The sequence below is a fragment of the Fictibacillus enclensis genome (assembly GCF_001457035.1).
In the GTDB taxonomy this organism is placed as follows: domain Bacteria; phylum Bacillota; class Bacilli; order Bacillales; family Fictibacillaceae; genus Fictibacillus_C; species Fictibacillus_C enclensis.
This window is the reverse complement of the sequence record NZ_KQ758618.1, coordinates 647,318-666,344: the sequence shown is the minus strand read 5'-3', so window position 1 is coordinate 666,344 and position 19,027 is coordinate 647,318. Positions and strand designations below refer to the sequence as shown.

Sequence of the window (19,027 nt, the reverse complement as noted above, 5' to 3'; positions counted from 1 at the left end):
TCTCCTTATTGTTTACCTACTTGAATCTGGAAATAATGTGACGAAAATTTGACAACGTTAAAGATTTGCCCTTCGCTTAATACTTTCTGAAATCGCCCCCTCCCCATTCCATTTCACCGCCCGGTACACAGCATCGTGATAAAAAAAGTACCAGGTATCCGGCTTGATCCATTTTTGCTTTTCATAAATGGAGGTCATTGGATAATCATCATAAGCCAGCACCCACAGGGGATTTTCATGGGCATGAGTTGGCATAATATCACCTAAATGATACACCGTCTGCCCGTCCGTATGTATTTCGATAATACTGTGACCATCGCTATGCCCGCCGGTATGGACCATTTTTATTCCATTAATAGGTTCAAATGTTTCGCTAAATGTGCATACCTGAGATTCAATTGGTTTCCAGTTTTCTTCCCAATACGTGTTTCGGGAGCGGATATTCGGGTTCTTCAATTCCTCCCATTCAATCGCAGAGGTATGTATGGCAGCGTTTTCAAAAACAGAAACGAATTCTTCCCCATTTTTCCGGGTTAGTCCTGAAGCATGATCGAAGTGCATATGCGTCATTAAAACCATATCGATATCCTTCACAGTCAATCCAAGCTCATTCAAGCTTGTTTCGATCGATGCCTCTTCATGTACGCCATAATTTCTTTTTTGCTTTTCGCTTAATTTGCCGCTGCCGATTCCAGCTTCAATCAGAATATTTTTTCCAAACCCCTGGACCAGGATCGGCTCGGTTCTCAACTCAATCTGATTCAATTCATTGGGCGCATACTTTTTGCTCCACAACGGTTTGGGGACGACTCCGAACATGGCGCCTCCGTCCATATGAGTGACACCGCCATCCAGCCAGGTTAATGTGAGACCTCCTATTTTCCATTGATCCAATTCCTTCACACTCCTTTAGCAGTATTAACAATAGTCTGAATTTAGTTTACCATACTTTGTATTTCCCGTCCGACAACATTTTTAGACAAATTTTCAGTGGTTAATTTCGTTCCAGGTCGCTCGCTTTCCGCAGGAGGGCGCTGAGCCTGACCGGCGTTAACGCCTACTTCCTCGTCGAAAGCTCCTGCGGTAACGACGCAAGAGCCTCATTGGTCTCATCTGTCCCGCTTTTCCTGCTGGAGTCTCGCACCTTGCACTCCATCAACCGTCAATGAGGAAATACAAAATCAAACAACAAAAAACCCGGCAACATGGCCCGGGTTAGTTCTTTGATCGGAATTGGGCTTCTGTGCGATAGATCCTGAAGCCTTTGGAAGAGAATTTTTCTTCATATTCCGTCATAATATTTCCTTCATAATCACTATTGTGCAAATCAAGCCAAACCTGATTTAAAACCATGCCGTATTTTGAAAAGCTGTGAAGCGAGTATTCAAACAGCCCCTGGTTGTCGGTTTTAAAATGGATTTCGCCGTTTTCCCCAAGTATGGTTTTAAATATGGCGAGAAAAAATTCATGAGTCAACCGGCGTTTTTCATGCTTGTTTTTCGGCCATGGATCAGAAAAGTTCAGATACACCCTGTCCACTTCACTCGGCTCAAAAAAGTCAGTCAGCTTTTGTGCATTTTCACGGATGATTTTAACGTTTCCGATGTCTTCTACAACGATTTTTTCCAATGCAGAAACGATAATGCTATCGTAAATTTCCATTCCAATATAATTAATGTCCGGGTGGGCTTTTCCCATACCCGTGACAAATTGCCCTTTGCCTGTTCCCACTTCAATATGGATGGGATTGTTATTTCCAAAGTACTCGTGCCATCTGCCTTTTAATTCGGCAGGATTTTGGGCAACAATTGCGGGGTACTCTTGAAGCTTTTCTTTTGCCCACGGTTTAAAACGCTGACGCATTATAATCTTCCTTTCTTAACTCAGTGCCAGTTCATAACTCCGACATTTTACCATGAAGTATATAAAAAGAGATAGCCGCTCCCTGCTGGTTTTCCTTCCAAAAAAAAGAACTCTAACCGAGTTCAGCCATGGATAAATTCAGGGGTTTTCCATACCCTATATTTACTTGGATCACCCACTAAAAAAAGGATGTGAACAACATGCCTCTTGATTATACTCATCAGTTAACACTGCTTCGTGATATACTTCAGGATCACCATACAGACTGCAATGGCACCCCGCAGGAATGTGCCCAATTAGAACGCCTGGCCAATCATCTCATGCAGCACGGAAGTGTGAACAGTGACGTAAAAAACGTACTTGGACTGATCAACACTTACAGCCATGATGGCTCTACCCATGAAAATCTGCAACAGCATATAACGGATCACAAGATGCATATTGAAACCTGGCTGAATACCATTCAGGCTCCCCAGGGCTGACCATAAAAACACATGGATTCCCCGGGCAATAAATGGAAAAAATGTCGAAACTTAATTAATATAGTAGCTTTCTCTCAAAATTTGTTTTAAAAAATTATACCAGTACTCTTTTTCGGCATTTTGCTTTCGCTGTCCATGCCAGAAAACAGACTGGATGGTTTGAGCGACAATGTACCAGTGCATTCTCCGCTGAAGGTCAACTGTCAATTCAACGCCATAGACAGAAAGCCACTGCGCCCAATTGTCCCGCGGGATATACCAATACAACAATAATCCGAGATCCAGTGCAGGATCGGCAATCATCGCTCCATCCCAATCAATCAGGAAAAGCTCATTCGTTTCGCTCACCATCCAGTTGTTATGATTCACGTCACAGTGACAGACAACTTTTTTATCATGATGAATCACGTTTTTCTGCATCTTCAAATAAGAAACAGCTTCTTTGATTTTAGGCGGGCATTCCTGCTCCGATTGGATATTGGTTTCAATCTCATCAATAATCAGTTCCGGAGTAAGCGGCTTTTTTCCCAAACGCTTTAACATATCAAGCAGTTCAGAAGAACCGTGTATTCTGCCAAGGAGTCTTCCGACGGCATCGTTATTCATTTCCGAAGCCTTTAGTTCCCTGCCGTTCAGCCATTTTTGGGCGGTAATGACATCTCCGTTGCCCAATCTCTTTGTCCATAACAATTTCGGAACAATTCCCTCCGCAGAGAGTACTGCAAGAAAAGGTGATGAATTGCGCTTTAGAAAAAGGGTTTGATCTTCATATTTAGCTTGGTATGCTTCTCCTGTTGCTCCTCCGGCAGGCATGATTTGCCAGCCTTTGCCTAGTATATGTTCCAAAACGTTCACCTTCAATCTCATGCGGAAAATTATGTCCTTATATATATCGGTCGATTCCCATGTTTACCGTACACAATTTTATAAAAACCTCTACGAATACATTATTTTAACACAGCTCTATGAAAATTCGTACATATTTATGTGACATCGTGCCTTTTCACAGGTTTTTACAACGAATCCTGTACGGCCATTGTAAATCCAAGAGGCGGCAGTAACAGCTTTCCTGCTTCGGTCTCGTACAGACCATCCTCTTTTACTTCCATGTCTTCTGCGATTACCCGCCATTTTCCCGGCTCAGGAAGAGATACATATTTTTCTTCAAGATGACCATTGAACAATAAAACAATATCCTGCCATGCGTCCATCTCTTCCACGCTTTTAAGGATAACCCCGAACACACCATCAGGCAGTTCCCCAAGCAGGGACATATGGGCCGCGATGTCTGCTGGATGATCCATTCGAAAGGCCGGATGACGCTGTCTGATCCGGATCAGCTCCTGCACGTATTGAACATCTGCAGCAAATTTCGCCCGCCGTTCCCAATCCAGACGATTGATCAGATCTCCCGACCGATAGCTGTTTCCATCGCCTTGCTTTGTACGGAAAAATTCTTGCCCCGCATGGATAAAAGGGACTCCCTGTGAAAAAAGAGCCAGTGCAGTTCCCAGCAAATGGCGCCTGCGGAGAACGGATTCGTCCTCTTGGGGATGGAGGATCTTAAGACGGTCCCATAAGGTATGGTTGTCATGACACTCAATATAATTGATGCTTTGGCCTGGAGTTTTAAACAGTCCATGATCACCGCTGTTGCCGGAAACATTCTCAAATAGTCCACCCAGCATAGCCGCATTCCCGTTGATGAACCCGCCCTGGGCTTCATTAAAAATGTTGCCTTTCACGTGATCACGGAAACGGTCATTAAAAAAAGAGATGCCAGGCATTCGGACAGCAGAATCAATACAGGCTTTTTGGTCTTCATCAAGCCAAGTGTCCATCTTCCATCCTTCCCCCAGCAGGAAAATGGACGGATCTTCAGAAGACAGCTTTGTAAACAGGAGGTTCATTGTATCAATATCGTGGATGCCCATCAAATCAAACCGAAAGCCATCCACTTGATATTCGCTTTTCCAATAAAGTACCGAATCCAGCATAAACTTTCTCATCATGTATCGTTCTGAGGCGGTATCATTTCCCACACCCGTCCCATTAACCGGGTTCCCGCCATAATCGAACCTGAAATAATAGCCGGGAACAATTTTTTCAAAATCAGAGGTTTCACGGATAAAAACATGATTATACACCACGTCCATAATCACACGCAGCCCTTTATTATGGAGGGCAGCAATGAGCGTTTTAAATTCTCTGATCCTGGTAACCGGATCAGTCGGGTCCGTGGCATAAGATCCTTCGGGTACATTGAAATGCAAGGGGTCATAACCCCAATTATACTCGGTGTCAGCCTTTAATTCATCAATGCTGCCATAATCGTTCACAGGCAAAATCTGCACATGGGTTATACCCAGTGATGATAAATAGTCGAGCCCTGTGCTGAACGGTCCGGAGCCTGTAGTCCCGCTTTCCGTAAATCCCATAAACTTTCCTTTATATTGTATTCCGCTTAACGGATGAATGGAAAAATCCCTGACATGAACTTCGTAGATCAAGCTGTCGGTCTTTTTAATAGGAGGGAGCATTGCCGTTTCGTCCCACCCCGGCGGATGGGTTTTATCCATATCCACAATGACTCCCCTTGTTCCATTTACCGTAACGCCTTTTGCATACGGATCCACCGCTTCATTCACACTGTGATTTACACGCACGAGAAAGGTATATTCATGAAGATGATGATCCCCTTCAAGCTCTGCAGACCAAACGCCCTTATCCTCCCTGTTCATGGGATATTCAAAGGCTGTGCTTGAACTGGTAAACAGTTTTAAACGGACAGAGGAAGCAGTTGGAGCCCATAGCTTGAATATGGTCCGTTCCGGTGAATAAGCGGCTCCTAAATCACACTTATCGTAGGCAAATAATTCATCGAACTCTTTGGTCCTTACAACAGCACCCGTTTTCAGGGGAATCCTGCTGCCGTCCGGGCAAACCACCCAATAATCACGGTAAAGAGGTATTTTTTGATCGAGCACCATATGAAAAAGAAGACGATCCTCCAGCCGTTGCTCCGAGATTTTTTTGAGCGGGTAAACCTTTTCATTATCCGTCACGTCAAAGTGGGCTTCCCTTGATACCTCAGTAAATATCACGAGCGTAATCATCGTGAAGGTATCCAGATAAGCTTCAATTTGATCTGTATTAATGATTCTCTTTTCCGTATCCAGTATACTGCACCCCCAGTTTCAACCATGGCTTCATTAAACAATCCCAGCGTTTATGTATTGCCTGCTCATGATTGTTATTTACCTTTAAACAAGCCTGTTTGAAACCATTCTCTCTTACTTATTTTATCCAAAGATATAAAAAACAGAATTGGCTTTTTGAAACTTTATATGGGAACTACATTTTTATGGTCAGCATGGAAGGCAGCACACCGCAATCCACAGGCGTAGAGCCAATGACTTCCCCGTAGGCCTGTACAGTGAGGGGAGTATGGCTGACAATGCTGAGATTGGTGCCGGTGAGCATCGTGACCCCTTTTTTATTTGTGTGGCGACCGTAAAAAACAGTAAGAAAAAGAAACAGCAAATGCAAAGGACTCAGATTATGTACAATACAGATATCCAGTTTTCCGTCATAAGGCAAAGCCGATGGACAAATTTTCATCCCGCCCCCATAATAGGGCAGATTGCCGGCTGCAATCAGCCAGACCGAAGTAAACTCATGGGTTCTGCCATCAACCTTCACCATTACATCCACAGGACGGTAGGTAAAAAGCAGCCGAATCGTACTGATTGTATAGGCGAGACCCCCGAGTCCGAACCGCTGCAGCCAATCTTTATACCAGGAGGCGTTCGTCAGTTTGGTTACTTCCCCATCAAATCCAATTCCCGCAACACTGACAAATCTTCTTCGGAATCTTCCTATACCTGCACTCTGCAAACATCCAACATCTATTTTCCGCACGTTGGTTCTGGAGCTTAAAAGGTGTTTGATTAACCGGTCCAAACGTTCTTTTTTTCGTATACCAAGCCCGCGCATAATATCATTGCCGGAACCGCAGGGCAAAAACCCAACCGGTATATCCTTTTTGTGAAGCCCGTTAATCACCTCATGAATGGTACCGTCTCCACCCACCGTAATAATGGCCTCCGCCTGCTCGCCGTGGATGCTGTGGACCGTTTCCGCAAGCTTTTGGGCGTGTCCTTTACCTTCCGTAAAAAAAGAGCGGTAAGGTACTCCTTCTGCTGCAAGGATTTCCTTTACCACATTCCAGATTTTTCTGGCTTTCTTGCTTTTTGAATTAATAATAAAAAAGTAACCTTTTTTCATGAATCATTACGGTCCCCTTTTAGAGGAATTTTTTCTATCACCTGATATTTTGGAACTTTGTCCAAATGAGTTTCGTAAAGAACGATATCTTTCACATCAAAAGACTGTCCAGCCAGTGAAGCAAGCTCTTGCCCGTCAAACACTTCATTTATGGCAGTCTCAGTGTCCTTCCACCGTTTGGCCAGCGTAATGTGTGGAGAATAAACCCTTGATTCGAGCGTGAATCCTGCTTGTTCGCAGGAGGTATGCACCTTTTTTTGCAGTTCGATCAAGGCCGGCTCCTTTTCTACACCGAGCCAGAAAATACGTGGCTGCTGTTTTTTTCCAAAAAAACCGGAAGTGGAAAGAGTCAGCGAAAAAGCAGCACTTTCCAGCAGCTCCCGATGCAACATTTCTCTCAGCGAATTCAGTTTTGTTATGTCTGCCTGTCCAAGAAAAGACAGGGTCAGATGAAGATCCTCCGGATGAACCCACTGTTTAAAAGGAACCTTATCTTTTAACAGAAGGGTAACATCATGAATGGCATTTTTTATATGTACAGGCAGAGGAACCGCGGCAAAAACATGTCTGTTCAAATGGTACCATCTCCATTATCAGGAATTAATTTAATTTTACCAAAAAGAAGGATCAGAAACCCCAATAAGCCGGAAGATTTTCAATCAAAAGCTTCATTTGATATACTTTTATTCATAAACAGTAAAAGACAGGGATGTGTGCAAATCAATGAAAGTTGTTCAAAACATCGCGGACTTGATCGGTGATACCCCTCTTGTCCGTTTAAACCGTCTGCCCGATCCTGAAGGAGCAGCCGTTTATGTAAAACTCGAATTCTATAATCCAAGCCGAAGCCTGAAGGACAGAGCTGCGTATAATATGCTGGTTCAAGCTGAACAATCCGGCCAGTTAAAACCCGGGGATACAATCATCGAGCCGACCTCCGGCAACACAGGAATCGGCTTGGCCATGAATGCAGCTGCCAGAGGATATAAGACGATCATTGTGATGCCGGACACCATGACAGCTGAACGAATCAATCTTTTGAAAGCCTATGGAGCGAAAGTTGTTCTTACTCCTGGTGATGAAAAGATGCCGGGAGCGATCAACAAAGCGAAGGAACTGCTGGCAGCCAATCCGGATACAAGCTTCATGCCGATGCAGTTTGAAAATGAAGCCAACCCAGATGCACACCGCACCACAACCGCCGTTGAAATCATTGAGGCTATGAAAGAACTCGATAAGCCGCTAAGCGCGTTTATTGCTCCAGCAGGCACAGGCGGTACGATTACAGGTACTGGCGAACCGTTAAAAAAGGCTTTTCCTGAAATGACCGTGCATGTGGTTGAGCCTGCGGGATCGCCTGTACTATCAGGAGGCAAGCCTGGAAAACATAAACTTGTGGGAACCAGCCCTGGTTTTATCCCTTCCATTCTCAACCAGAAGGTGTACGATGAAATTATCAGGGTAGATGATGAACCGGCCTATACAGCTGTGAGAAGGCTTGCGGCTGAGGAAGGCATTTTGGTCGGCCCTTCATCCGGAGCTGCCGTTCACGGAGCCATCGAGGTGGCTAAAAAACTTTCCAAGGATGATATTGTCGTTTGCATGACATGTGATTCAGGAGAACGCTATCTGTCCTCTGATTTGTTTCAATTTTAATATACTCAGCAAAGGTGGCTCTCATCCGCAGCAAGCGGGTGAGGACACCTTTTTTTGCTTTATTTAGCCAGTTCATAAATAGCCTCTGCATAGATAGCAGCAGCGCTGAACAAATCTTCCAAAAACATATATTCATCCTTCTGGTGGGCAACGTCTTCCCTTCCGGGGAACAGGGCACCAAACGCTACTCCTGCTTCAAGCGATCTGGCGTACGTTCCTCCCCCTATGGCAATCGGTTTTCCGGAATGCCCCGTTTGTTCTTCATATACTTTTTTCAGCGTTTGAACGACGGTATGCTGTTCATCCACAAAATGAGGGGTCGTGTGCTTGGTGACGTCAATCGTAAACCCTTCTCTTTCCGCCAGTTTTCCGAGAATCTCCATTACCGTATTACCAGAGTGTGTTACCGGATACCGGATATTGAGTCCTAAAGAACCCCCATCTTCCTTGTGATAGTTAAACACACCAGGATTAACGGTCAGCATCCCGCTCACTTCATCTTCCACCTTGATGCCTAATTTATCTCCCGAGCTGTCCATCAGGTGTTCTTTTATAAAATGAAGGAATGACAAACCTTGGTGATCCAAAGAAAGCTGAGACAGAAAACTCGCGAGCATGAACCCAGCATTCACGCCAAATTCAGGTGTGCTGCCATGGGCGGACTTTCCTGTCAGATAAAAACGCTGCATGTCTCCTTCTTCCTCTATTCCACCCGTTAAGTGGTTTTCATTCAAAAAGTCCTGAAAACGGTCCTCCCATTTTTCTGCCGTTATCAGATGAGCTTCGGCCCGGTCTGGAACCATATTTAAGCGTAAACCCGACTGAAAGGAATGTAAAACAGCCTCTGACTCCTCCTCCTTAGTGACCACTTCTTGTTTCATCGTTACATTCATCATGCCCTTTTCTGCATGAATGATTGGAAAATCCGCATCAGGAGCAAAGCCAGCCGCAGGCATTTCTTCATGCTTAAAATAATGGTCGACACATCTCCACTGGCTTTCTTCGTCTGTTCCAAGAATCAGCCTTACGCGCTTTGATAAAGGGAGATTTAATTCTTTAATGATTTTCATCCCATACCATGCCGCCATCGTGGGGCCTTTGTCATCGATGGCTCCTCTGGCAAAAATTTTGCCGTCCTTGATTTCTCCGCCATAAGGATCCACCGTCCACCCGTCGCCTTCAGGAACAACATCCAAATGCCCTAGAACTGCAATCAGTTCCTCCCCGGCCCCCATTTCAATATGGCCAGCATATCCATCCACATTTTTGACAGCCATCCCCGCGTCTTCGCCGAGCGATAGCATATATTCCAAAGCTGCAGCGATATCAGGACCAAATGGCGCATTCTTGGTTGCATTCCCTTCATCCAAAACACTTCTGATTTGAAGTAGTCCCTGTGTATCGTTCAGAAAAGAATCTTTTCTTTTCTCAACTTCGATTTTCCAATCTATATGGTTCATGTTATGATTCACCTTTCTTCTGGATATATATGTATGTTTTACCATTTCCGGATGGTACATCCTGATCATGATCAAAACCTTCTTCTATTTTAGCCGATTGAGTCGAAAAGGTGAAAATTTTATAAAATTGTTCGGAAAATAGCCGACTTGTTTGCTTTTTTCAAAAAAATGAAGTATAATATCGCGTAAATAGGAGGTGTGGTTGTTATATTCGTACAAATGAATGCCTGTTTTTGCAACTGAAACAGTGGCCATTCTATGCTGCAAAGCCGCCAATCATCCGAGATATAGAGAAACATGATACTTAAGATCATGGCCAAGCAGCGAAGAACCAGAAAGTGGAGTCTTCGCTTTTTATGTTCATTCTCGTATTTAAAGAAAACTTAAACAATTCATCATAATAAATTAAAGAACTTCCACTATAATTTATTATGAACAACAATACTGTATAGGGAGTGGTTTTTTGAGTCCTTCAACTAACCGTATGTTGAACCGTGTAAAATCCATGTATCTTTTTATCAAAAAGAAAGGGACTGTTACAACACGAGAATTGGTTGAAGAATTTGGGACTACGCAGCGTACGATCCAAAGAGACTTAAATGTTTTGGCGTATAACAACCTGGTGACAAGCCCAAGCCGCGGATTGTGGCAGGCAACTTCTAAAAAAGTAAAAGTTTCTTAAGCAAGAAAAGATTTTCTTGCTTCCATAAGTTAACCCCTGCCCGCATTGGACAGGGGTTTTTGTTTTCTGATTTAAAACAGTGGCTGGATTTCATCCTTTGTATTCACCAGATGATCTTTGAGCTCAGGTTCTACAATCCATTTCTCCTCTGCCCAGTGAGGTTCTCCTGCAATAGGCAAATACTTGTTGCCTTCTCCCATCAGCTTTGACCAAAATCCTTCGGTCATTTCAAGAGCCACTGCTTTCTTGGCAATGGTATCAAAGATCAGATCATGAATTTTCCCGATTTTATCTCCTTCAGTGGTTTCCACGGTCCATCCCTTAAATATGGTGGATTCCAAACATTCTTCCGGTTCATCCAATTGGCGTTCGTTCCCTTGATAGACGATATCCTCATCCAATGAAACAATTTCATGCCAAGGAATATAATACGTTTCTTTGATCCTTGTTTTTGTGGTAACAGGATAGCCTGTTCCGCTTATTGGTGTACTCTGTGAGCCAATCCCGCTTGTCGCTGCCTGCATGTCCAGGACACTCCTGTCTACAGCATCAAATGACTTATCATTTCCCGGGTCCGCAGGCACGGCTTCTTCAAACGTAAGGTAGCACAGTGAAAAGTCATATTTATTTAGAAGAATGCCATTTAATTCAATATTATCTTCATTCGCTTCGGCATGCCGTACTTTTTTATCGAGTAAATCTGTTCCTTTTATTAGCATGAAACATTCCTCCTTTTGGTAGATTTACCCCAATATCAGTCAGAAAAAACCTTTCCATCCTGCAGTTTGTTTAATTCATCCTCCGTCAGCTCTCTGTATTCCCCCAATTTCAATCCCTTATCAAGGTCAAGTCCCCCCATCCGGATTCGTTTCAGGTAGGTTACTTTTTTTCCGACCGCCTCAAACATCCTTTTCACCTGATGAAATTTGCCTTCGGTAATCGTAAGCCGGATTTCGGAATGTTCTCCTGATTGAAGAATGACAAGAGTTCCTGGCTTGGTGTGATAGCCATCCTCAAGCGTTACACCTTGTTTAAACGCATCCACATCTTCTTGCGTAACACAGCCGTCTATTTTTGCAAAATAGGTTTTAGGTACATGCTTTTTTGGGGATAAAAGCGAGTGGGACAATTGTCCGTCATTCGTAAGTATGAGCAGCCCTTCTGTATCTTTATCCAGCCGCCCCACTGGAAATGGAGAAAGAATCCTGTCTTTCTCTTCCAGAAGATCAATTACCGTCTGCAGAGCATGATCCTCCGTTGCAGAAATGACTCCCGGCGGCTTGTTCATCATCAGATAGATGGTTTCCTGATAAACCACCTCCTCACCATGAACGGTAACCTTCTGCACGTTCGGATCCACTTTTGTTTTGCTGTCTTTTACAACCGCTTCATCCACTTTAATAACACCTGATTTCAATAATTGCTTTACTTCTTTCCGGCTTCCAAAGCCCATATTGGCTAACAATTTATCAATACGCATCATGGCGCGGCCTCATTTCTGTTTAAGTATATTTTCCTATATAATTTCAAAATTTTGCTTTATAATTATGAAACGCGGGTATTTTAGTACTATAGGAGGAGATTATGTGATGAAGCGGAAAATTGGCCTGCTGGCTACTGCCAGAAAAAAACTGCACCATCCCGCAACTGCGATCGAATTATACATAAGCCCACTGTTTGTAAAATCGGTTCACTATGCCAAGGAACATTACGATGCGTTTTATTTTTACAGTGCAAAAGAAGGGTTTCTCACTCAGGATGAGCGGATTGAGCCCTATAATGTTTCCATCAAAAATTTTTCATCGAAGGAAAAGCAGGAATGGGCAAGAAAGGTCATTGATGAACTGCTCACGCATGAAAAACCGGAAGAAACCACGGTTTTCCTCCATGGTGGCTGGGTATATCGGGAACATCTCCAGCCTGCACTCACCCGTGCGGGATACCATTTTGAGGTTCCACTGCAAGGATACAGCATTGGCAACCAGTTAAAGTGGTATGATGAACAAAACGAAGCTTCAAAGTGAATCCGGCGTTTTACACGCGATTTGCCAAGCAATCATTGCAGAAAGAAGGTCCTTTCAAAGGACCTTCTTTTTATGTGGCTTTTTGATTTTTTCGTTTCAGGAACTTGAACCTCTGGCCAAGCACAAGGCCAATCAGCCCCGAACGGTAAGAGAGGATGAAATAAACAAGTCCTCCCGAAATAATGCCTGCAGTGAGCACCACTACGCCTCTTGCTTTTGTATACACGCCATCAAAAGAGTGTTCGATCGGCGCTTTTACGAGGTAAACGACAAGGGCCATTGCCAAACCAAAAGCAAGGATCAAGATGGAACGGCGAATGACCCACTTATATGAAAATTCACCGTATTTCTTAATAACATACAGGTTGATTAAAATCGAAACCGTATAGCCAATATTAGTGGCAATGATGGAGCCGATCCCCTGCCACAAAAGAACGAGGGGAATGTTCAATGACAACTTAAACAGTATTCCTACAAGCATGCTGAAAAGCGCAAATTTTTGGCGGTTAAGCCCCTGCATAATGGCTGCTGTTACAGTGAACATGGCAAACCAGATGCCAGACAAGGAATACCACTCGAGAATCTGTCCTCCCAGCTTGATGTCCCCCAGGGTAAAGAGCGTTCCATACGCCGGATAAGCTAAAACCGAAAGCCCGATGGCCGCCGGCACCGTCAGGAACAAGGTAATTTGGAAGGACTGGGTGATCTGTTTGTTCAAGCTTTCTCTGTCATCTTCAGTATAAGACTTCGTGATCACCGGGATCAGCGTCAGCGCAAAGGCGGTGGCAAGCGACACCGGAATCATGACAAGCTGGTGGGAAGTCTGGGTTACCATCGCAAACACGGCTTCTGCTTTTTTTAAGCTGTACCCCGCATTTTGCAATGTACTGACCACGGTAAACTGATCAATATTTTTATAAAGCGGAATGGCAAGTCCAACCGCTACAAATGGAACGGCATACGAGACGATTTCCTTATAGATCGCAGGCAGCGACACCGTGGACTCCACCTTTGATTCTGAATACAGTTTTTTCAGATACGGCCGTCTGCGGTTCCAGTACCAGAGCAGAACAAGCAAACCGCCGACTGCACCGACAGTTGCCGCAAACGTAGCCAGTCCGACAGCGGTCGTTAAATCACCATGCATCACTTTAATGACAATATAGCTGGCGATCAAAATGAACAAAATACGGACAATCTGTTCAATGACCTGCGAAACCGCCGTAGGTCCCATGGATTGAAATCCTTGAAAATATCCCCTGATCAAACTCATGGAAGGAACAAAGATCAAGGCGGTGCTTACCATTCGGATGACAAACGTGATATCCTCGACCGAATTTCCGACACCGTCATGTTTTCCCAGGATATTTGAAGCCAGGCCGGGAGCCATTAAGTACAGAATAAGAAAAGCGATACAGCCGGTGGCCGTCATAATCCAAAGTCCCGATTTTAATAATCTTCTTCCGGTTTCATAGTCACCGAGCGTATTGTACTTCGATACGAACTTTGAAACCGCCAGCGGAACTCCCATCGTTGCGATGCTTAATAGCACCGTATAGGGATTATAGGCATACCCATACAACGCAAGCCCCTTCGTGCCGACAAGCGCATTGAAAGGGATAATGTATAGCATTCCGATAAACTTTGAAAAAAATGTTGCTGCTGTTAAAATTAACGTTCCTCGCAATAACCGAGACATGAATCCATCTCCTACTATTAAATGCTGCAACCAGGCAATTTTTATGTGTTCTCTTAAAACAACATTAGTATTGTAACACAAGCAATCAAATGAAACAGAATTTTTAATTTGATAAAATTTGTGGTATCTTTTTGTTTATATCAAATGATCGTGTTTTGAAGACCTGGCTGAAAAGCCACGCAGAAAAGGAAGCAGGTGCAAAAATGAAATATGATGTGGTTGTCATCGGCGGAGGGCCTTCAGGACTTATGGCCTCAGTCGCAGCAGCATCAAAGGGCAGAAAAGTGCTGCTCATCGATAAAGGGGACAAGCTTGGCAGAAAGCTGGCCATTTCAGGCGGAGGACGGTGCAACGTCACCAACAGGCTTCCCATTGATGAAATCATTAAACACATTCCCGGAAACGGGCGTTTTTTATACAGTGCGTTTTCCATCTTTAATAACGAGAATATCATTTCTTTTTTTGAGGGACTGGGCATTGCGTTAAAAGAAGAAGACAATGGAAGAATGTTTCCTGTCAGCAATAAGGCCGGCGATGTGGTTGCGGCATTGTTACAGAGAATTGAATCCCTCGGTGTGAAAATCTGGACCAACTCTCCCGTCGAAACCATTAACTATACCGAAGAGGCGGTAAAAGAAATCGTTTTGAAAAACGGCACCATCATTCCCGCCAAGTCAGTGATCATTGCCGTCGGAGGAAAATCGGTACCGCATACAGGATCAACCGGAGATGGCTATGCCTGGGCAAAAAAAGCGGGCCACACCATCACCGAACTTTATCCGACTGAGGTTCCCATCACGTCTTCTGAACCTTTTATTAAATCAAAAACTTTGCAGGGCCTTTCACTGCGCCAGGCGGAGCTGTCTGTCTGGAATCCAAAGGGCAAGCTGATCAAATCCCATAAAGGGGATATGATCTTTACCCACTTTGGCATTTCAGGACCCGCTGTTCTCAGGTCCAGCCAATATGTAGTAAAAGCTCTCAAAAAATTTAATACGAAAACCATTTCGATGAGTGTTGATGCCTTTCCTGACCTGAACGAGGAAAAACTGTTTCAACAAGTAAACAACCTATTGAAAAATGATCCAAAAAAGGCCATAAAGAATGTCTTAAAAGGGTTGGTTCCCGAACGGTATCTTTTGTTTTTGCTGGAAAAAGCAGAAATACCGCTTGAGATAACGGGTGAGAATCTGAACAAGCAAAGTCTTCGCAAGTTCACTTCACTCCTTAAACGTTTTCCATTGGAAGTAAACGGAACACTCTCCATTGAAAAAGCCTTTGTTACTGGCGGAGGCGTATCGATTAAGGAAATCGAGCCAAAAAGTATGGCTTCCAAAAAGAAAAAGGGGTTGTATTTCTGTGGAGAAGTACTCGACCTTCACGGGTATACCGGGGGATTCAATATTACTGTTGCTTTTGTTACCGGGCACCTGGCGGGAACGAACGCCGCCGTGTTATAAAATCAGTAAGGCTGAGAGGAAAGTGAAAACACTTGCCTCTCAGCCTTTTTGTTTACTCGCTATAGATTACCAGGATGGAATAGGAGTATATGGTCGGTTCCTCTTTTGCTCTCAAACTGTCACTGATAGAAACCTGGTACTTAACATCTTTGATTTTGGATTCAGGAATATTCTCCAGAAAAGCATTAACCGCTTCTTCCAGGTCTTCTTCATGTTCTTCATCAAATAATTTGATCTTTAACATACCCCACCTCCTGTCTAAGTAATTCCCTCCCGGTTTCGTCGAATCCTTTGTAAAAATCCCACTAGTTTTGCAGTTTAAAACAATCCATAAAAAAACCCGGCTGCGCATTTTTTGACAACCGGGTCTTAATTTATTCGGAATCTCTTTCATAAGCCAGCATGCCGCCGACCATGTTTTTAACTTTATATCCATGATCCTGAAGGAAGTAAGATACGTTCTCACTTCGACTCCCGGAACGGCAGATGATAATATGCTCTTCGTCCTGATTTATCTCATCCAATCGATCAGGGATCTCCATCATCTTGATGTGTTTCGCTTCAGGAATCTTTCCCGCAGCAATTTCCGCATCCTCGCGAACATCAATGAGGGAGATGGCCTCACCCTTTTTCAGCTTAGCTTTCACCTCTTCAGGAGTAATCGTTTCAATATGCTCTGTCAATTCATTTCACCTCTTTGCGGATTAATTGGCAACGATATTCACGAGCTTGCCTGGAACTGCAATGACTTTGCGGACTGTTTTTCCTTCAATGCTGCTTTGAACCGCGTCACTGTCCATTGCTGCCTGCTCCATGTCTTCCCGTGTAATGTCAGCTGGTACGCTGAGCTTAGCTTTTACTTTACCGTTGATCTGTACTACAATCTCGACCTCTTTATCCACCAATTTGGCTTCATCCCATACCGGCCAAGCTTCATAGGCAATCGTTCCGCTGTGGCCAAGCTTTTCCCAAAGCTCTTCCGTGATGTGTGGAGCAATTGGAGAAAGAAGCTTCACAAAGCCTTCCATCGCGTACTTCGGAAGAACCTTTTGCTTGTTGGCTTCGTTCACGAACACCATCAATTGAGAAATACCAGTGTTAAACCGAAGTCCCTCAAAGTCCTCCGTTATTTTTTTCACGGTCTGATGATAAACCCGCTCAAAGGTATCTGTTCCCTGCTCATCTGTGATTGCAGGATTAAGCTCTCCGTTATCTGCGACAAACAGGCGCCACACACGGTCAAGGAAACGGCGGGATCCGTCAAGCCCCGTCGTGCTCCATGCGATAGAGGCATCGAGCGGTCCCATGAACATCTCGTACATACGGAGAGTATCTGCACCGTGCGAAGCTACGATTTCATCCGGGTTTACCACATTGCCTTTGGATTTGCTCATTTTTTCATTGTTCTCGCCAAGAATCATTCCCTGGTTGAACAACCGCTGAAACGGCTCTTTTGTCGAAACAATCCCAAGATCATAAAGCACCTTATGCCAAAAACGGGCATAGAGCAAGTGAAGAACCGCATGTTCTGCACCGCCGATATAAATATCAACCGGCAGCCAGTGCTGAATTTTCTTAGGATCGGCAATCATTTCGCTGTTTTTTGGATCGATGTACCGTAAATAGTACCAGCAGCTTCCTGCCCATTGCGGCATTGTATTGGTTTCGCGGCGTCCTTTTTTGCCGGTTTCGGGATCCACTACATTCAACCATTCTGATACGTTCGCGAGCGGGGATTCTCCTGTACCTGATGGCTTGATTTCTTCCACCACAGGCAGTTGCAAAGGAAGTTCTTCTTCAGGAACGTGAGTCATTGTTCCGTCTTCCCACAGAATGATCGGGATCGGCTCACCCCAATAGCGCTGACGGGAGAACAGCCAGTCACGCAAACGGTACGTGATTTTCTTTTCGCCGTTTTTATTTTCTTCGAGCCAGCTGTTGATTTTATTGATGGCTTCCTCTTTATCAAGGCCGTCCAGGAAGTCGGAATTCACATGCTTTCCGTCGCCGGCATAAGCTTCTTTGCTCACATCTCCGCCTTCTACAACCTCGATGATCGGCAATTCAAATTTCATCGCAAATTCATGATCGCGCTCGTCATGTCCCGGTACGGCCATAATGGCACCCGTGCCATAAGTCGCCAGCACATAGTCGGCGATCCAGATTGGCACTCGCTTGCCATTAACCGGATTGACCGCATAAGCACCGGTAAAGACACCTGTTTTTTCCTTGGAAAGCTCGGTGCGTTCAAGATCAGACTTAGTAGCCACTTCATTTTTGTATTGCTCGACAGCCTGCTTTTGGGCTTCTGTAGTAATCTCATTGACATATGCATGCTCAGGAGCAAGCACAAGATAGGTCGCTCCGAACAGGGTGTCCGGACGTGTTGTAAACACGGTTACTTGCTTGTCATATCCGTTAATGTCAAAATGAACTTCAGCACCTTCCGAACGGCCGATCCAGTTGCGCTGCATTTCTTTCAGACTTTCCGGCCAATCGAGCTCTTCCAAATCTTCAAGAAGGCGATCGGCATAGGCTGTAATCTTCAGCATCCACTGTCTCATCGGTTTCCTGACAACCGGATGGCCTCCGCGTTCACTTTTTCCATCGATGACTTCTTCGTTCGCAAGGACTGTCCCCAGCGCCTCACACCAGTTCACAGGTACTTCGTCAACATACGCCAAACCTTTTTTATACAGCTGGATAAAAATCCATTGGGTCCACTTGTAATACTCTGGATCAGTCGTGTTGACTTCACGGTCCCAGTCATAGGAGAAGCCCAGTTCTTTGATCTGTCTGCGGAAGGTATTTATGTTCTTTTCGGTGAACTCAGCCGGATCATTTCCTGTATCAAGTGCATACTGCTCGGCCGGCAAGCCGAATGCGTCCCACCCCATAGGGTGCAGTACATTGTAATCCTGCATACGCTTCATGCGTGAAAGGATGTCAGTGGCTGTATAGCCTTCCGGATGGCCAACGTGAAGTCCGGCACCGGACGGATAAGGAAACATATCCAGGGCGTAAAATTTCTTTTTTGAGTAATCCTCTTCGGTCTTAAATGTTTTTTTGTTTTCCCAATATTTCTGCCATTTCGGCTCGATATTTCGATGATCGTAATGCATACTGTCTTTTCCTCCCTGTTACTATCATTCACCCTTTAAAGTAATAAAGACAAAATAAAAAACCTTCCGCCCCTAAAACACATTCAGGGACGAAAGGTTGTGTATACTTATTAACCTGCCGCGGTACCACCCACATTAGCGTGCAAACGTGCCACGCTCTCTCATTGGACCCTTAACGCGGGTTGCACGACAGAAGCTACAAATGTTCACTTCCGCAACTACAAGGCGAGTTCAAAAAGGTTTGGGGTTGACTTGCACCATCCGTCAACTCTCTGCTTCCTTCTGCTTTTTT

The 19,027-nt window shown here is 44.5% G+C and carries 18 protein-coding genes and 1 other annotated feature (1 of these 19 only partly in view); of the genes, 5 read left to right on the top strand and 13 right to left on the bottom strand.

Translation table 11 applies throughout. From position 1 onward, the window contains the following. Nucleotides 1–57: 57 nt before the first annotated feature. Together AS030_RS13780 and trmB are read right to left on the bottom strand one after the other, a co-directional pair. Entirely contained in the window at nt 58–894 is an 837-nt protein-coding gene (locus tag AS030_RS13780; RefSeq protein ID WP_061972445.1) for a YtnP family quorum-quenching lactonase, read from the bottom strand. A gap of 321 nt (nt 895–1,215) precedes the next feature. Next, nucleotides 1,216–1,863: a tRNA (guanosine(46)-N7)-methyltransferase TrmB gene (trmB, locus tag AS030_RS13775; protein ID WP_061972444.1), complete on the bottom strand. Its 648-nt coding sequence runs from the start codon at nt 1,861–1,863 to the stop codon at nt 1,216–1,218. A 200-nt stretch (nt 1,864–2,063) separates the two neighbouring features. On the opposite strand from trmB, the gene AS030_RS13770 reads away from it, so the two are divergent. Then, nucleotides 2,064–2,345, top strand: coding sequence for a YtzH-like family protein (locus tag AS030_RS13770; protein WP_061972443.1), 282 nt, complete (start codon nt 2,064–2,066; stop codon nt 2,343–2,345). Between the two features lie 51 nt (nt 2,346–2,396). Here the strand turns inward: AS030_RS13770 and AS030_RS13765 are convergent, their stop codons facing one another. The 4 genes from AS030_RS13765 to thpR form a co-directional block, all read right to left on the bottom strand. Further along, nucleotides 2,397–3,191: a phosphotransferase family protein gene (locus tag AS030_RS13765; RefSeq protein ID WP_061972442.1), complete on the bottom strand. Its 795-nt coding sequence runs from the start codon at nt 3,189–3,191 to the stop codon at nt 2,397–2,399. Nucleotides 3,192–3,358: 167 nt separating this feature from the next. Beyond that, nucleotides 3,359–5,476, bottom strand: a complete 2,118-nt coding sequence (gene pulA / locus AS030_RS13760; RefSeq protein WP_276203864.1) for a type I pullulanase — start codon at nt 5,474–5,476, stop codon at nt 3,359–3,361. A 223-nt stretch (nt 5,477–5,699) separates the two neighbouring features. Then, a complete protein-coding gene (locus AS030_RS13755) occupies nt 5,700–6,632 on the bottom strand; it encodes a diacylglycerol/lipid kinase family protein (protein WP_061972440.1) in 933 nt (310 codons plus the stop codon). Next, nucleotides 6,629–7,207: an RNA 2',3'-cyclic phosphodiesterase gene (gene thpR / locus AS030_RS13750; protein WP_061972439.1), complete on the bottom strand. Its 579-nt coding sequence runs from the start codon at nt 7,205–7,207 to the stop codon at nt 6,629–6,631. The genes AS030_RS13755 and thpR overlap by 4 nt, the downstream gene beginning before the upstream one ends. Before the next feature lie 148 nt (nt 7,208–7,355). Here thpR and cysK point away from each other — a divergent pair, with 148 nt between their 5' ends. Then, nucleotides 7,356–8,288 carry a cysteine synthase A gene (cysK, locus tag AS030_RS13745; RefSeq protein WP_061972438.1) on the top strand — a complete coding sequence of 311 codons (933 nt, stop codon included), beginning with the start codon at nt 7,356–7,358 and terminating at the stop codon, nt 8,286–8,288. 59 nt (nt 8,289–8,347) lie between these two features. On the opposite strand, the gene pepV is transcribed toward cysK, so the two are convergent. Continuing rightward, on the bottom strand, nt 8,348–9,748 hold the full coding sequence (gene pepV, locus AS030_RS13740; protein WP_061973018.1) for a dipeptidase PepV: 1,401 nt from the start codon (nt 9,746–9,748) through the stop codon (nt 8,348–8,350). A 463-nt stretch (nt 9,749–10,211) separates the two neighbouring features. Here pepV and AS030_RS13735 point away from each other — a divergent pair, with 463 nt between their 5' ends. Then, complete coding sequence (locus AS030_RS13735) at nt 10,212–10,430, top strand: DeoR family transcriptional regulator (protein ID WP_074440559.1); 219 nt, start codon at nt 10,212–10,214, stop codon at nt 10,428–10,430. Between the two features lie 71 nt (nt 10,431–10,501). Here AS030_RS13735 and AS030_RS13730 read toward each other — a convergent pair whose 3' ends face one another. Together AS030_RS13730 and AS030_RS13725 are read right to left on the bottom strand one after the other, a co-directional pair. Beyond that, on the bottom strand, nt 10,502–11,149 hold the full coding sequence (locus AS030_RS13730; protein WP_061972436.1) for a PRC-barrel domain-containing protein: 648 nt from the start codon (nt 11,147–11,149) through the stop codon (nt 10,502–10,504). A gap of 35 nt (nt 11,150–11,184) precedes the next feature. Next, entirely contained in the window at nt 11,185–11,913 is a 729-nt protein-coding gene (locus AS030_RS13725) for a pseudouridine synthase (RefSeq protein WP_338082332.1), read from the bottom strand. A 106-nt stretch (nt 11,914–12,019) separates the two neighbouring features. Here AS030_RS13725 and AS030_RS13720 point away from each other — a divergent pair, with 106 nt between their 5' ends. After that, nucleotides 12,020–12,454 (top strand): DUF6884 domain-containing protein, encoded by a 435-nt coding sequence (locus AS030_RS13720; protein WP_061972435.1) that lies wholly within the window; start codon nt 12,020–12,022, stop codon nt 12,452–12,454. 70 nt (nt 12,455–12,524) lie between these two features. On the opposite strand, the gene AS030_RS13715 is transcribed toward AS030_RS13720, so the two are convergent. Next, complete coding sequence (locus AS030_RS13715) at nt 12,525–14,153, bottom strand: putative polysaccharide biosynthesis protein (RefSeq protein WP_061972434.1); 1,629 nt, start codon at nt 14,151–14,153, stop codon at nt 12,525–12,527. Nucleotides 14,154–14,356: 203 nt separating this feature from the next. Between AS030_RS13715 and AS030_RS13710 the strand changes: the two genes are divergently transcribed. Then, on the top strand, nt 14,357–15,613 hold the full coding sequence (locus AS030_RS13710) for a BaiN/RdsA family NAD(P)/FAD-dependent oxidoreductase (RefSeq protein WP_061973014.1): 1,257 nt from the start codon (nt 14,357–14,359) through the stop codon (nt 15,611–15,613). Between the two features lie 52 nt (nt 15,614–15,665). Here AS030_RS13710 and AS030_RS13705 read toward each other — a convergent pair whose 3' ends face one another. From AS030_RS13705 to leuS, 3 genes are all read right to left on the bottom strand, one after another. Next, nucleotides 15,666–15,857, bottom strand: a complete 192-nt coding sequence (locus AS030_RS13705) for a sporulation protein Cse60 (RefSeq protein WP_061972433.1) — start codon at nt 15,855–15,857, stop codon at nt 15,666–15,668. Nucleotides 15,858–15,987: 130 nt separating this feature from the next. Next, nucleotides 15,988–16,296, bottom strand: coding sequence for a rhodanese-like domain-containing protein (locus tag AS030_RS13700; RefSeq protein WP_061972432.1), 309 nt, complete (start codon nt 16,294–16,296; stop codon nt 15,988–15,990). Nucleotides 16,297–16,317: 21 nt separating this feature from the next. Further along, entirely contained in the window at nt 16,318–18,735 is a 2,418-nt protein-coding gene (gene leuS, locus AS030_RS13695) for a leucine--tRNA ligase (RefSeq protein WP_061972431.1), read from the bottom strand. Between the two features lie 82 nt (nt 18,736–18,817). Beyond that, nucleotides 18,818–19,027: a binding site (T-box leader), on the bottom strand (it continues 24 nt past the right edge of the window).

Coding starts and splice junctions, on each gene's coding strand:
- AS030_RS13715 (WP_061972434.1), bottom strand. CDS start 14,153: ATGTCTCGGTTATTGCGAGGAACGTTAATTTTAACAGCAGCAACATTT.
- AS030_RS13725 (WP_338082332.1), bottom strand. CDS start 11,913: ATGATGCGTATTGATAAATTGTTAGCCAATATGGGCTTTGGAAGCCGG.
- cysK (WP_061972438.1), top strand. CDS start 7,356: ATGAAAGTTGTTCAAAACATCGCGGACTTGATCGGTGATACCCCTCTT.
- AS030_RS13730 (WP_061972436.1), bottom strand. CDS start 11,149: ATGCTAATAAAAGGAACAGATTTACTCGATAAAAAAGTACGGCATGCC.
- AS030_RS13710 (WP_061973014.1), top strand. CDS start 14,357: ATGAAATATGATGTGGTTGTCATCGGCGGAGGGCCTTCAGGACTTATG.
- AS030_RS13705 (WP_061972433.1), bottom strand. CDS start 15,857: ATGTTAAAGATCAAATTATTTGATGAAGAACATGAAGAAGACCTGGAA.
- pepV (WP_061973018.1), bottom strand. CDS start 9,748: ATGAACCATATAGATTGGAAAATCGAAGTTGAGAAAAGAAAAGATTCT.
- leuS (WP_061972431.1), bottom strand. CDS start 18,735: ATGCATTACGATCATCGAAATATCGAGCCGAAATGGCAGAAATATTGG.
- AS030_RS13770 (WP_061972443.1), top strand. CDS start 2,064: ATGCCTCTTGATTATACTCATCAGTTAACACTGCTTCGTGATATACTT.
- AS030_RS13755 (WP_061972440.1), bottom strand. CDS start 6,632: ATGAAAAAAGGTTACTTTTTTATTATTAATTCAAAAAGCAAGAAAGCC.
- trmB (WP_061972444.1), bottom strand. CDS start 1,863: ATGCGTCAGCGTTTTAAACCGTGGGCAAAAGAAAAGCTTCAAGAGTAC.
- AS030_RS13720 (WP_061972435.1), top strand. CDS start 12,020: ATGAAGCGGAAAATTGGCCTGCTGGCTACTGCCAGAAAAAAACTGCAC.